We start from the raw sequence: 14,236 nt of genomic DNA, 5'->3' as shown, positions 1-14,236 counted from the left end.
CCGCACGGTTGCGGTTGAGCCGTCAAGCCGCTAGGGGCTGGGCCATGAAACACGCGCTTTCCGTTACCCGCCAACAAAATTTCGCCGCCTGGTATCAGGAGGTCATTTCCGAAGCCGATCTTGCTGAAGAGTCGGGCGTACGTGGCTGCATGGTTATTCGCCCTTGGGGTTACGGCATGTGGGAACGCATCCAGAAGCTGATGGATGCGGAAATCAAGAAAGCCGGCGTTGAAAATTGCTATTTCCCGCTCTTCATCCCGCTATCCTTCTTCGAAAAGGAAGCTGACCATGTTGAGGGCTTTGCCAAGGAAATGGCGGTCGTCACCCATCACCGGCTTGTCGGCGACGGCAAGGGCAAGCTGATCCCTGATCCGGAATCGAAGCTCGAAGAACCGCTGGTCGTGCGTCCCACATCCGAAACCGTGATCGGTGCGGCGATGAGCCGCTGGGTGCAAAGCTGGCGCGATCTGCCTTTGCTGGTCAACCAATGGGCGAATGTTGTGCGCTGGGAAATGCGCACCCGCATGTTCCTGCGCACGAGCGAGTTCCTGTGGCAGGAAGGGCATACCGCGCATGTCGATCGCGAAGACGCGATGAAGGAAACGATGCGCGCACTGGAAATGTATCGCGCATTTGCCGAAGGACCGCTGGCGATGCCGGTGGTGGCGGGTGAGAAGCCCGAAAATGAGCGCTTCCCCGGCGCCGTCGCGACTTATTCGATTGAGGCGATGATGCAGGATGGCAAGGCGTTGCAGGCCGGCACCTCGCATTATCTGGGCACGGGCTTTGCCGAGGCCGCGGGCATCAAATATCAGGATAAGGAAGGCGGACAGCAGTTCGCCCACACCACCAGCTGGGGCGTTTCGACGCGCATGATCGGCGGCGTGATCATGACGCATGGCGATGATGATGGCTTGCGCTGCCCCCCGCAGATAGCGCCCTGGCAGATCGTCATCGTTCCGATGCTGCGCGACGATGATGGCGATGCGGCCGTGCTCGATTATTGCCGTGAACTTTGGAAAGAACTGGGCGCGCTGTCGGCCTTTGGAGAGCCGGTGCGTGTGCTGCTCGATACTAAGGCTGCCAAGGCGTCGAACAAGCGATGGGCCTGGGTGAAAAAAGGTGCGCCGATCATTGTCGAGGTAGGGCCGCGCGACGTATCCGAAGGCAAGGCTGCGGTGCTTCGCCGTGACCGGCTGTACAAGGATGATGGCAAGCTCAACACTGCATTTACACTCAAGGATGAATTTGTTCAGCAGGCCGCAGGCATGCTCGAAGAAATCCAGACTGCGCTACACAGCGAAGCCAAGGCGAGGCTCGAAGCCAATATTGCGCGTGACGTCACCGATCTGGCGGCGCATTTCAAAGGTGACGAGGCCAAGTTCGCTGGCTGGGTCGAAGTGCAATGGGCTCGCCCAACCGGCGCAGCGCTTGACAAGATCGTTGAACAGTTGAAGGCGCTGAAGCTCACCATGCGCAACAGCCCGCTCGATGCAGCGCCGGTGGATGGCGCATGCTTCTTCACCGGCGAACCTGCGGTCGAGCGCATCCTCATCGGACGGACTTACTGATTTGGCGCGAAAGCCGCGCCATCAGCCGGGCCTTCCGACACGCGAGCAAATCCTCGAGTTCATAGAGGAATCCAAGGAGCCGGCAGGCAAGCGGGAAATTGCCCGCGCTTTCGGCTTGCATGGTAGCGACAAGATCGCCTTGAAGGCGCTGCTCAAGGATATGACCGACGAGGGGCTGATCGATGCTGCACCGGGCAGGGCGTTTCACAAGATGGGCGGCGTTCCCCGCGTTACCGTGCTCAAGATCGTCGACGTCGACGGTAACCAGCTGATCGCCATTCCGGAGCGCTGGGAAGCGGATGGCATTCCTTTACCCAAGCTCCGCGTGGTCGAACGCGGGCGCAAAGGTGCACTTGGCATCGGCGATCGCATCCTCGCGCGCACCGAAGAGGCTGGCAAAGGCTGGCTCGCGCACCCGATGAAGAAACTCGCCAAGGCGAGCGAGCAAATCATGGGTGTGGTTGAGGAAAGCGACAATGGCCGTTTCTGGCTGAAATCGACTGACAAGAAGGCGCGTTTCGATATTCCCTTGTTCGAAATCGGTGAGGCACAGCCGGGTGATCTGGTGCTGGCCGAACTTGGCGGTCGGGCAGGGCAGAAGAAAGCACGTGTTACCGATGTTCTCGGCGATCCCTTTGCTCCCCGCAGCTTCAGCCTGATTGCCATCCACAAATTCGGCATCCCGTTTGAAATTCCGGAAGAGGTGGAGGCCGAGGCAAAGAAGGTGCATGACCTGCCCGTCACCGCCGAAAAGCGCGAAGATCTGCGCCATTTGCCGATCATCGCCATCGATCCGAGAGATGCCCGTGATTTTGACGACGCGGTGTGGGCTACGCCAGATGACGATCCTAAAAATACAAATGGTTTCAAAGCTATCGTCGCCATAGCTGATGTCAGCTATTATGTACGCCCCGGCAGCGCGCTTGATCGCGAGGCGGCAAAGCGCGGGAACAGCGTCTATTTCCCCGATCGCGTTGTGCCGATGCTGCCGCACGCTTTGTCGTCGGACAAATGCTCGCTGCGGGAAGGGGAGGACCGTGCGGTACTCGCTTGCCACATGCAGATTGATGCAGGCGGGCAAGTGACGTCATGGCGTTTCACCCGCGCAGTCGCCCGGATTTCCGCCAATATTCCGTATCAGGATGCGCAGGATGCGATAGACGGGAAGCTCGATCATCCGATGCTCGAACCCGCGCTCAAGCCGCTCTGGGCGTGCTGCGACCTCCTCAAAAAAGCCCGCGACCGTCGCGGGCCATTGGAACTGAACCTGCCCGAACGCCGCATCACGCTCGATGAACAGGGCAGGGTAGTCGGCGTTGCCGTGCGCGAACATCTCGATGCGCATCAGGTGATCGAGGATTTCATGATCGCGGCCAATGTTGCGGCGGCAAAGGCACTGGAGGAAAAGAAATCCCCTTTGATCTACCGCGTCCACGAACCGCCCGCGCGTGAAAAGCTGGTGGCGCTCAAGGATTATCTCAAGACTTTCGACCTCGAATTCGCGCTGGGGCAGGTGGTCCGCCCGTCGACCTTCAATGCGATTATCGACAAGGTGCAGGAGCATGACGAAATCCTGCCGCAAATCATGGAGGCGGTGCTGCGCAGCCAGACGCAGGCCTATTATACCCCGCAAAATGCCGGGCATTTCGGGCTGGCGCTGGGTAGCTACGCGCACTTCACCTCACCGATCAGGCGCTATGCCGACCTGATCGTCCACCGAGCGCTGGTGAGCGCCTATGATCTAGAAATGCCTGTGCCCAAGGATGGTTCAATCAAGCCTGTCACTGGCCTGTCGGCCAGGGATTTCGAACGGCTTGACGTCACCTCCGAGATGATTAGCCGCGCCGAACGCCGCGCGATGGAGGCCGAACGCGAAACCACCGACCGCTATGTCGCGGCTTTCCTCTCGTCGCAGATCGGCCAGATAATCGATGCGCGGATCACCGGCGTTCAGAATTTCGGATTTTTCGCGACAGTAGAGTCAATTGGCGGCGATGGTTTGGTTCCGGTCTCAACTTTGGGGGCGGAACGTTTTTTCTACGACGAGGCGAGCCAGACGCTGACCGGCGAGGACAGTGGAGACGAATATCGCCCCGGAATGCGCCTCAAATTGCGACTTGCCGAAGCTAATCCGGTCTCGGGTGCGTTACGCTTCGAATTGCCCGAAGGCGGCAGCTACGCCCCGGCGCGGATGCAGCGACCGTCCGGCGTCAAGCATCAGGGCAAACATATGGCCGGAAAGCGCGGGCGGCCTTCGAATATCCGGCATCAGGGTAAGAAAAAGCGTTAGAAGGGTTTCACGCAGAGACGCGGAGTTTCGCAGAGACGCAGAGAAGAGTGTCTGCGGCGAAGCCGCTTTCAAATTGAACGCACCGCTTGGATTTTAACCGACAATAGTGAAATGAGCCTTAGGCTCAGGAAAAACTCTCTGCGTCTCTGCGAAACTCCGCGCCTCTGCGCGAAACAAAAAAATCAGCTCAATTCATCCAGCGCTTCATCGCTGAGCGACCCCGGTATCACCATCACCGGGCAGCGCAACGAACCCGCATTATTGCCGGTAAAGTGTGAAACCAGCGGCCCCGGAGCGCCCTGCGCCGCGGCACCCAGCACCAGCGCGGCGATCTCGGGATGCTCGTCGAGCATTTCCTTCACCACATCCACGCCTTCGCCATCCTTGATGGTAATGCTCGGCTGGATGCCGAGTTCGTCAAAGATCGAGCCCGCGGCCGCGCGAACCAGTTCTTCCGCCTTTTCGCGGTTTTCGGCCTCCATAGTCGCCTGCACGCCGCCCCAAGCGACAAAATCCGCTCGTTCGACCAACGTCAGGATATGCAAACTGCCGCCGGTTTTGGCGGTACGGCGCGCGGCAAAGCGGAGCGCGAGGCGCGCCTCTTCGGTCTCATCAATTACAACCAGATAGGTGCGCATCGCCGTTTCCCCGTCGCGGCATTCATGTATTCGTATGAACCTGCGTCATTTCCAATCGCAGTGCAAGCAATAGCCGCTTGACGCTGGGGAAACCAAGCCCTTATGCCGCTTCGACAAATCCAGACCATAAACAGGATGCCCTGATGCCCATCGAGCTCAAAATGCCCGCACTGTCCCCCACCATGGAGGAGGGCACGCTTGCCCGCTGGTTGGTGAAGGAAGGCGACAACGTGTCGTCGGGCGATCTGATTGCCGAGATTGAGACCGACAAAGCGACGATGGAGTTTGAAGCGGTCGATGAGGGCGTGATTTCGCAGATTTTGGTCGCCGAAGGCACGGACGGGGTGAAGGTCGGCACCGTTATAGCGATGATCCAGGGTGAGGATGAAGGGTCGGCGCCTGTTAAGGCTGCACCCGTCACCCCTGCGCAGGCAGGGGCCGTTGTTGTCGCTTCTCCTGCCCCCAAAGAAGAAACCTCCAGCGGTCCCGGCCTTCGCCGGGACGACGTTGTGGCCAAACCCGCACCTGCGGCACCGGTTGCAGCCTCCGGCGATCGCATCAAGGCCAGCCCGCTTGCGCGCCGCATTGCCGCCGACAAAGGCGTTGACCTCGCCGGTTTGACCGGCACCGGACCTAATGGGCGTATCGTCAAGGCTGATGTCGAAGGTGCCTCAGCCAAAACCGCTAGTGCTGAGCCTGTCGAAGCACGGGTTACAACCGAGAGCCGCCCTTCGACAGGCTCAGGGCTTGCGGTACAAAATCAACCGGTCCCCGATTTCGGCATCCCGCACGAGGTGGTCAAACTCAGCAATATGCGCAAAACGATCGCGCGCCGCCTGACCGAGAGCAAGCAGCAGGTGCCGCATATCTATCTGACGGTCGACGTCCGGCTCGACGCACTGCTCAAGCTGCGCGGCGAGCTCAACGCCAGCCTCGAAAGCCGCGGCGTCAAGCTGTCGGTCAACGATATGCTGATCAAGGCACTGGCGCTGGCACTCATTCAGGTGCCCAAATGCAATGTCAGCTTTGCGGGCGATACCATGCTGCAATATAGCCGCGCCGATATCAGTGTTGCGGTGTCGGTGCCCACCGGCCTGATCACCCCGATCATCGTCGATGCCGCGAACAAGTCGCTCTCGACCATCTCGACCGAAATGGGGGCACTTGCCGCCAAGGCGAAAGACGGCAAACTGCAACCCCACGAATTCCAGGGCGGCACCGCCTCTATCTCGAACATGGGCATGATGGGCATCAAGCAGTTTGAAGCCGTCATCAATCCACCGCAAGCGATGATCATGGCGATCGGCGCAGGTGAAAAGCGCCCTTATGTGGTCGACGACGCGCTGGCTATTGCGACCGTGATGAGCGCAACGGGCTCTTTCGACCACCGCGCGATTGACGGCGCCGATGGGGCGATGCTGATGAAGGTCTTCAAGGAATTGGTTGAGAAACCTTTGGGGTTGGTGGCGTGAATGACCTGAAGAAAGAACTTGTTTTTCCGACCGTGGTTGGTGTCGTAACTGGCTTAGTGCTGTTGCTTGGTGGCATACTCGTGGAGCAATTACGAAAGCCTGATCCCGTACCGCCTGCTGAAATCATTTATGGTCAAATAAGCACAGTTGTCAGCAAAGACGATTTGTCGAAGCGCTTTCCAGAAAAATTCAATGATGAGGAAGAGAATAGCGCCCTATATATATCAACTGTTTTCATCAGGAACAATTCTGGCAGATCGCTCAAAAACTTGAACTTCGTGGTTTCTAGTCGTATTTTTAGAACTCCACGCTGGATGGATTTAGACATTGATGTTTCTGATGCTATTTTGGAATCCGCAATTGACGCCAATTCTATTGATAGTAACGGTACGTTAAGATTTACAATATCAAAGTTTGATAAGGATGCTGATATTGAAATTACGTTTAAATCTGATGATTTAGCATTTTTTCCTGAACTAGACACAACAAATTCAAACATCAAATTACGTGACGTATCGATCCCGCAATACGTATACGCCGCATCCACCGACAAAACAGGTGTTCGCTGGGATTTTGTTCTGGCATTGATTGGCGCATTGCTTGCTGCAATTGGAGCATATTTTGCTACAAAACAAAATGGACCCCCCAGAAATGTCTAACTACGACCTAATCGTCCTCGGTTCTGGCCCCGGTGGCTATGTTGCCGCCATCCGCGCCGCGCAGCTCGGCCTGAAAACCGCGATTGTCGAGCGTGAAAATCTCGGCGGCATCTGCCTCAACTGGGGGTGCATCCCGACCAAGGCGTTGCTGCGCTCGGCGGAGATCTATCATTATATGCAGCATGCGGGCGATTACGGGCTGACCGCGGCGAATATCAGTGCGGATATCGATGCGGTGGTGAAGCGCTCGCGCGGCGTTGCCAAGCAGCTCAATCAGGGCGTCACGCATCTGATGAAGAAAAACAAGATCACCGTCCATATGGGCGATGGCAAACTGACCGCGCCCGGCAAGCTTACCGTCACCAAGGATGGCAATGCCGAAGAGCTGACCGCGAAGAATATCATCATCGCCACCGGCGCCCGCGCCCGCGACCTACCGTTCGCGCCCGCCGACGGCAAACGCATCTGGACCTATCGCCACGCAATGGTGCCGCCCGAAATGCCCAAGAAGCTGCTCGTCATCGGCAGCGGTGCGATCGGTATCGAATTTGCGAGCTTCTATAACGATATGGGCGCGGAAGTGACCGTTGTGGAAATGATGGACCGCATCGTACCGGTCGAGGATGCCGACGTTTCGACCTTCCTTGAAAAGGCGTTGAAAAAGCAGGGCATGACGATCCTGACCGGGGCAGGGGTGCAGTCGCTGAAGGCTAGCGCCACCGGCGTCACTGCCGAAATCAAGGATAAGGACGGGAAGGTCGCCAAATCCGAATTCACCCACTGCATCGTCGCCATCGGCATCGTGCCCAATACGGAGAATATCGGGCTGGAGGCGCTGGGTGTCGCAACCGAGCGCGGGCATATCAAGACCGATCCGATGTGCCGCACCAATGTGCCCGGTCTTTGGGCGATAGGTGACGTTACCGCGCCGCCATGGCTCGCGCACAAGGCAAGCCATGAAGGCGTAATTGCCGCCGAAGCCATTGCCGGCGGCCATCCGCACGCGATGGATCCGAAGAACATTCCGGGCTGCACCTATTGCCACCCGCAGGTCGCCTCGGTCGGGCTGACCGAAGCCAAAGCCAAAGAAGCAGGCTACGAAGTGAAGGTCGGCAATTTCCCCTTCATCGGCAATGGCAAGGCCATTGCGCTGGGCGAGGCGGAAGGTTTCATCAAGACCGTGTTCGACGCCAAGACCGGCGAGCTATTGGGCGCGCATATGGTCGGCGCGGAAGTCACCGAGCTGATTCAGGGCTATACCATCGGCAAGACAGCCGAACTGGTCGAGGCCGATTTCATGCACACCGTCTTCCCGCACCCGACATTGAGCGAAATGATGCATGAGAGCGTGCTGGGAGCCTATGGCAAGATGTTGCACATGTGAGTGAGCAACCGCTGCTGCCATAACATCGCGACACCCTGAAACAAGTTCAGCATGACGGCCTTCGATAATTGACGTCATCCGATTTTTCCTCTGTCCTACCGCCGTCCAATCTGCCTAATGTCCGGAAACGAGATTCGGGAGACAACAGACATGGGCATAAGCGTGAACTTTCTGAGAAATGCTGGGGTTTTGGCGATAGCGGCGCTATCCGTTCACTCAGCGCCCCTACTGGCCAACACCGTCATCACCGGTGCGCGGATGCTGGATGTGATCACCGGCAAGATGGTCGACTATCCTGCTATTTTTGTCGACGACAATGGCCGCATCACCAGCATTGCCGATGCCCGCACTGTCAAATGGGGCAGTGACGTCTCGCATATCGATCTGGGCGAAAAGACGCTTCTCCCGGGCCTTATCGACATGCATGTCCATCTTGATGGGCCTGCCGATATTGGCGGCTATCGCGGTCTTGAATTTACCGATAGTTTCTGGGGCATGACGGCTGTTGGCGCCGCCAAATCCATGCTTGACGCCGGCTTCACCACGGTACGCAATGTCGGGTCTGGTGACCGAAACGACATCGGCCTCAAGCAGGCTATCGACAATGGTTATGCGGTCGGCCCTCGCATAGTGCCTGCAAGCTATGCGCTGGGAGCGACCGGCGGCCATTGCGACTCCACGTTCCTTCCGCCGAGCCTGGAGAAGGACGGGAAGGAAGAAGGCATTGGCGACAATGCTGACGAGCTGCGCTATCAGGTCCGCCGCCAGCGCAAATATGGTGCCGAAGTCATCAAGGTCTGCGCAACGGGAGGGGTCTTCTCGCGTAACACCGAGCCCGGCCAGCAGCAGCTTTCGGAAGAGCATTTGAAGGTCATCGCTGACGAGGCGCACCAATGGGGTATTCGCGTCGCCGCCCACGCCCATGGCGGCGATGGAATCAAGGCCGCGATCAAGGCGGGTATCGATACGATTGAGCATGCCAGCCTGGTCGACGATGAAGGCATCAAACTGGCCGCTTCCCGTGCCCGCCCGGTCTGGTTCTCGATGGATATCTACAACACCGAATACACCCAGGCCGAAGGTGCCAAGAATGGTGTGCTTGAGGATAATCTGCGCAAGGATCGCGAAGTCGCCCAGATCCAGCGTGATAACTTCCGCAAGGCGCACAAAGCGGGCGTGAAGATGGTCTTTGGCTCCGATGCCGGCGTGATGCCGCACGCAGATATCGGCAAGCAATTCCGCGTGATGGTCGAATATGGGATGACCCCGCTGGAAGCGATACAGGCCGCTACCCGCAATGGTGCACAGGCGCTGGATCGTGAAAAAGATGTGGGCGCCATCGCGGTCGGCCGTTATGCCGATATTATTGCAGTCGACGGAAATCCGTTGAACGATGTCCGCGAACTCGAGTCGGTCGACGCGGTTGTAAAAGGTGGCAAACGCATCCGCTAAGCTGATGAGTTCAGCAATGATTCAGTTGCAATATGCAACATTGCGGCATCGTCGCAGATTATGATATTCATTGTCTGCGGGAAGACAACACGTTCGCTAAAAAACTGGGGAGCAACGTTTTATGATGTTTACAAGCATGGCGCTGGCCATGGCGCTCAACATGGCTGCCATGAAAGGTGATTTGATGGATGAAGCCAGAAAGAGCTTCAACAATTGCCTTATCAAAGAACATAATGAATCCGTCAAAATGAAGCGGAGCGGTTCGGAATTTAACGAGGCTATTCAGAAAGCATGCCCGACTGAAAAGCAGACCTATTTCGACATGCTGGTAAAATCTGAAAAAGGCTTTGGCTCCAAACAAGCGGATGCAGAGCAATATGCCCGCGAAGAGATCCAGATGATGATCGATGGGACCACCAGTGCCTTTGGTGAAAACCGCGACAACGGTGGTCAATTGGCCGAAGAGAAATAGAGGTTGGCGGACAGGGTGTCCGCCAAGGATTTGGTTTATCTAAATGAAAATAAATAATTTATTTTTATAGAGAGAACTCCTTTCCCTCAAATTTTCCCACATGGCTGTTCATGGGAAGGTGTGCCCAGCAGTTTATGATGCTTTAGCATAGCCGGATGCCACGATTTTCAAAGGCCGCTCAATCAGCCTGATATGCGTGTCGTTAGCTCAGCATTTTGCGGACTTGGTGCTGACAACTCAGTTGTCAGCGCGGAAAATATGATTCATAATTGGGTCGTTAAATCCTTCGGTCAGTCCCGAGGGTGAGGCGTGGAAACCTCTAACCACTAGCGCCGGTCAGACTTTGTCTGGCCGGGTGGCCGCTACGCATGTCCAGGGTCCGCCTAAAGGTGGCGGCGCTCTGTGCTAGTGCAGGGTTTCCAACACCCGGCTTGGGTCTGCCTCTTTCGTTATGGTGGAGGCAAAACCGGTGCAGAAACAATCAACGATCTTTGACGATAACGCCCTGCAGCTGCGCGCGAGTGACATTGTTGCTGCTTGGGATGCTGGCTACACTACTGGCGCTGAGCTGCGGACTCTCGCATCTTTGTTCTTTGACGAATTCGCCGAAGATTATCTCGCCGATATACACGGCTGCGGCATCGAAGAGATGCGTGGGATGCTTGGCGTAGACAAAATTGCTCCGCCTTTCCTTGCGATCCCGGTGGCGCGGCTTGCAGCAAATATCGAATTGCTTCTGGCCCATGCAGTCGAATGTCGAACAACTCCGAAAGTCGATGCCGATCCAGACGATGTCTCTGACGACATGTTCGCCCGGCATGACGATCTGTCGAAGATCATCCACGCGCATTGCGATAATGCGGAGATCAACCGCAACTATCCGCTTTATGCGACGCGTTGCTACCGGTTGATCCAGCGGGTGATGTCGGTGCTGATCCTTGCCGGTGGCGACGCGAAGGCCTTCGAGAAGGCGATTGCCGATGCGCAAAGTCGGGCAAGGGAAGAATGGGCAGGATCAGGCAATGAACCTGATACGTTGGTAACCAAACCCAACGGCGGGCCAATCTACATCCCGCTGTTCGATATTGGCGAACTTATTCTGCGCAATACCGACATCATCGCTGCCTGGGATCAGGGATTGATGACCTGGCCAGAGCTGCGGGTGCTCGCCGAGTTGTTCTACGCCGAGAATGCGGCATTTGTGCTGGCCAAGGCTTGTGGCAGCGATGCCGATGAAATCCACTGCCTTTGGAATAGCGAAGGCTTGGCCGATCCGTTTCTGGGTGTCCCGCTTGCCCGCTTTGCTGACAATGTTGGACAGATAATCGCCTTCGCAAATGAGCATGGCGCGCTTGAGCAACAGCATTTGCTGGGCAAAATCGGCAAGACGGCAGTCGACGCCTTTCAGAAACGGCATGGCACGGCCATCGAAGCCATAGCTTATGCGCCTTTGGCTTGCGATGAGCTATATAACGACCAGCCCAAATATGTGGCCAGTCTCAACAGTCTCTATCCGCCGATCTGGGCTCGCGCGCTGGAAATTGGCTATCAAGTCGGCGATTTCCAAGCTGTCATTGCGAAAGCGCAGCGAGGTGACCTGTGAGGGCTCTCTTGCTTATAGTCGTACCCTTGCTGGCGCTAATGCCGACATCCGTCTTGGCAACACCTGCCGAAGATGCGCTCGCGGCGTTCCTCCACAAGAAATACAACAAGTCGGGTGGTCTGCTTGGAGCAATCATTCCCAACACACCAACAGGCTATGCCGCTGACCATGAGGGCCGCAAAGACGATGGCAGCTATTGGTCCAGTGCCTATTTCAACGCGCTCAATGTCTCGACCGCAGGCGGGCCGCAACGTTCACTCGCCAAGCATTGCGAGAAGGCCATGCGCCTGCTCCTCGACGGCGGTGCAGGCGATGACTGGGTGTTTGCGCTGGGCGGGACGGGGGCGATCACGGTCGGCGGGGCTGGCAGCGACTTTCTGTACAACTCGAGCTACAAGGGCCAGCTGTGGGGTGACGGGCTTGATGGGCGCGGTGCGTCGAACACGGGGTCTGGCACCGACGATACCTTCTGGTGGAGCGCGGGCAGCTTCATCATGGATGCGGGGAAGAATGACCGGCTGCAGCTGTTCGGGCTGCCGATGGTGGGCGGGTCGAACGCGCTTTATTACGGGGTTGGCCTCGAACGCGCGGTGGCGCGCGATTTTCTGCTGCCCTGGGTGACCTATGGCGTGACCGAGAGCGGGCAGTTGCTGGTCGAGGCCAGCTTTGGCGAGCAGTTAAACCCGGCGATGGGCGAAGACGCGATCCTTGAGGTTGCGATGGTGGTCGAGAACTGGGATCCGGGTGATCTGGGGATCGAGTTCATCGTCAAGGGCGGCGGCGACGAGATGTCGCTGTTCAAAAGCCTGTTCAAACTGCTGGGCGCGCAGGCTGGTGCCAGATCAAGTAATAGCACAAGTATTAATGTAAATTATTCGGGAGCGAGTGGAAGGTGCCGTGCGGATATGCTTGAAGCGGCGAATGATAACGGGATGATTCTGCGAGGGGTTGCGTGATGGTTTACAGTATTGGTGTTAGATATCCCTACCCGATCAACATCGGAACCAGCTTCCCTGACGCAAACGAAGATGCCGACCGAGACGTCGCGTTTCTGAATCCGGAGGAGATCGACACTGTGTCGCTGAACCGGAAACGCGCCCTGACAAGCGGCTATCCCGTTGATCCCGCAACCGTTCCGACCAAATTATGTTGGGAAAGCAAGCGCTATGACCCGACAGATTTTATCGTGTCACGCGGTACGTTGGTTGTTTCGGAGCGTGTTCGCGAGATCATCGAGAGATTTGAACCCGGCGTACACCAGTTATTGCCGGTCGATGTGTATCGGCCCAAGGCGGATGCTCCAATTGCCCGCTATTATTGGCTGGTTGTGTGTAACCGCATTGATAGTGTGGATGAGAAAAAAACTACCTTCGTCTGGACAGGCGATAAGTCAAACGAGCGAGGTCTATGGCTGTCAGAAGGCGACGAATCACGCCAATTGGTGTTCAACAAGGCTCAAATCGATGCCCGTCACATTTGGCGTGACAAATTCCTGGCTGCGGGTGTGTTGGTTAGCGAAGAGCTAATGATGGCGTTTTCGGAAGCAGGCATTTCAGGCTTGGAATCAATGAAATACGCAAGCGTCTAATTGCGCTCGGGGGGCATATAATATGGTAGCTTTTGAAGAACTGTTGCGACCAACGACGCTGCTTGACCTGATCGGCCCGCGCGTTGGACGGCTGAGCGGTTTGCAGGGCGCGCACCTGATTGGCGAGAAGTTTTGGCTCGATAATCTCGGTTTCCTTGATGATCTCGGCTTCGGCATAGGCCGTAATGCTATCGCCAATGGCAGCCTTGCGCCGGAGACCGGACGCGGCGGCTATGCGCTGGGGGTTTCCGTGCACAGCGGACAGCAGCGCGGATCGTTTGACCGGCTCCAGTTCAGCACTTCCAATTTAGGTGGACCCAAGTTCCTAAATCAAATTCGCGAAAAATTGATTGCCGCCGAAACTGCCTTCGCCGACGATCCCATAGGCGTTTAGCGTCGAAAGCCATTGCGCGCGGTGCTTTGCATTTCGCCAAATCTTGTTGGTTTCGGCAAATACCTTTGCCGCAGCTTCCCGAAATGTCGGGACTCCTGCTTCTTTTCTCCGTTCAAAGATTGGATCGATACCCGCTTCCATCTGTGATCGAACTCGTCCCGCGCGCTCACGGGCCAAAGCTAAAGACACTTTCTTCGCGCTGCCCAAACCAATGTCTCGTCGTCTTCCGTCCTTTTGTATACGGCATACCCAAGATTGTGATCCGGTTCGGCCGACAACTAGAAAGAGTCCATCCCCGTCAGAATGGCGACCTGGCTTCTTAAGCGAACGAATCACGGAGGCAGTAAGTCGCGCCATATCTTTCCCACATTTTTTCCCACACTGCATACTGAACAACACTAAACACGAATGAACAAAGCTGCACAGAAATGAACATTATGTCACGGATAAACCGTGATTTATTGAACATATATGCATTTCGGGGAATAGCAAGATGGCGGACAGGGTGGGATTCGAACCCACGGTGAGCTTGCACCCACGCCGGTTTTCAAGACCGGTGCCTTAAACCACTCGGCCACCTGTCCGCGCTGCGGGTCGCCCTAGACAGGAATTGCCGCGCTGGCAAGCGTGGCTATGGGCAAAACTGTAGCCACGCGGTGCGCATTTTACGCCAGGGCGCGAACTTTTTTTAACCGCTGCACCTATTCCATGTT

General features: G+C 56.7%; 13 protein-coding genes and 1 tRNA gene. 11 read left to right on the top strand and 3 right to left on the bottom strand.

Going from position 1 to position 14,236, the window contains the following annotated elements:
* Positions 1-44 precede the first annotated feature (44 nt).
* Both proS and rnr read left to right on the top strand, forming a co-directional pair.
* Positions 45-1,571, top strand: a complete 1,527-nt coding sequence (gene proS, locus PKC81_RS08925; RefSeq protein ID WP_324335223.1) for a proline--tRNA ligase — start codon at positions 45-47, stop codon at positions 1,569-1,571.
* Between the two features lies 1 nt (position 1,572).
* Complete coding sequence (gene rnr, locus PKC81_RS08920) at positions 1,573-3,861, top strand: ribonuclease R (RefSeq protein ID WP_324335221.1); 2,289 nt, start codon at positions 1,573-1,575, stop codon at positions 3,859-3,861.
* 182 nt (positions 3,862-4,043) lie between these two features.
* On the opposite strand, the gene PKC81_RS08915 is transcribed toward rnr, so the two are convergent.
* Positions 4,044-4,499, bottom strand: coding sequence for a universal stress protein (locus PKC81_RS08915; RefSeq protein ID WP_324335219.1), 456 nt, complete (start codon positions 4,497-4,499; stop codon positions 4,044-4,046).
* A 143-nt stretch (positions 4,500-4,642) separates the two neighbouring features.
* Between PKC81_RS08915 and PKC81_RS08910 the strand changes: the two genes are divergently transcribed.
* The 9 genes from PKC81_RS08910 (at position 4,643) to PKC81_RS08870 (ending at position 13,523) form a co-directional block, all read left to right on the top strand.
* On the top strand, positions 4,643-5,971 hold the full coding sequence (locus PKC81_RS08910; protein WP_324335218.1) for a pyruvate dehydrogenase complex dihydrolipoamide acetyltransferase: 1,329 nt from the start codon (positions 4,643-4,645) through the stop codon (positions 5,969-5,971).
* On the top strand, positions 5,968-6,630 hold the full coding sequence (locus PKC81_RS08905; RefSeq protein ID WP_324335215.1) for a hypothetical protein: 663 nt from the start codon (positions 5,968-5,970) through the stop codon (positions 6,628-6,630). The genes PKC81_RS08910 and PKC81_RS08905 overlap by 4 nt, the downstream gene beginning before the upstream one ends.
* Positions 6,623-8,014, top strand: a complete 1,392-nt coding sequence (gene lpdA / locus PKC81_RS08900; RefSeq protein ID WP_324335213.1) for a dihydrolipoyl dehydrogenase — start codon at positions 6,623-6,625, stop codon at positions 8,012-8,014. Before PKC81_RS08905 ends, lpdA begins: the two co-directional genes overlap by 8 nt.
* Before the next feature lie 150 nt (positions 8,015-8,164).
* A complete protein-coding gene (locus tag PKC81_RS08895) occupies positions 8,165-9,466 on the top strand; it encodes an amidohydrolase family protein (RefSeq protein WP_324335212.1) in 1,302 nt (433 codons plus the stop codon).
* A gap of 121 nt (positions 9,467-9,587) precedes the next feature.
* Positions 9,588-9,938 (top strand): hypothetical protein, encoded by a 351-nt coding sequence (locus PKC81_RS08890; RefSeq protein ID WP_324335209.1) that lies wholly within the window; start codon positions 9,588-9,590, stop codon positions 9,936-9,938.
* Positions 9,939-10,389: 451 nt separating this feature from the next.
* A complete protein-coding gene (locus PKC81_RS08885; protein ID WP_324335207.1) occupies positions 10,390-11,541 on the top strand; it encodes a hypothetical protein in 1,152 nt (383 codons plus the stop codon).
* Positions 11,542-11,579: 38 nt separating this feature from the next.
* Complete coding sequence (locus PKC81_RS08880) at positions 11,580-12,497, top strand: hypothetical protein (protein ID WP_324335205.1); 918 nt, start codon at positions 11,580-11,582, stop codon at positions 12,495-12,497.
* Positions 12,497-13,129 carry a DUF1629 domain-containing protein gene (locus tag PKC81_RS08875; protein ID WP_324335203.1) on the top strand — a complete coding sequence of 211 codons (633 nt, stop codon included), beginning with the start codon at positions 12,497-12,499 and terminating at the stop codon, positions 13,127-13,129. The genes PKC81_RS08880 and PKC81_RS08875 overlap by 1 nt, the downstream gene beginning before the upstream one ends.
* Positions 13,130-13,151: 22 nt before the next feature.
* Complete coding sequence (locus tag PKC81_RS08870) at positions 13,152-13,523, top strand: hypothetical protein (RefSeq protein ID WP_324335201.1); 372 nt, start codon at positions 13,152-13,154, stop codon at positions 13,521-13,523.
* Here PKC81_RS08870 and PKC81_RS08865 read toward each other — a convergent pair.
* Both PKC81_RS08865 and PKC81_RS08860 read right to left on the bottom strand, forming a co-directional pair.
* On the bottom strand, positions 13,455-13,880 hold the full coding sequence (locus PKC81_RS08865; protein ID WP_324335199.1) for an Arm DNA-binding domain-containing protein: 426 nt from the start codon (positions 13,878-13,880) through the stop codon (positions 13,455-13,457). The two genes, PKC81_RS08870 and PKC81_RS08865, sit on opposite strands and share 69 nt — an antisense overlap.
* Before the next feature lie 137 nt (positions 13,881-14,017).
* Positions 14,018-14,107, bottom strand: a tRNA-Ser gene (locus PKC81_RS08860).
* Between the last annotated feature and the right edge of the window lie 129 nt (positions 14,108-14,236).

The organism is Sphingorhabdus sp., from assembly GCF_035329025.1.
Lineage (GTDB): Bacteria > Pseudomonadota > Alphaproteobacteria > Sphingomonadales > Sphingomonadaceae > Sphingorhabdus_B.
This window is presented reverse-complemented; position numbering and strand designations above follow the sequence as displayed.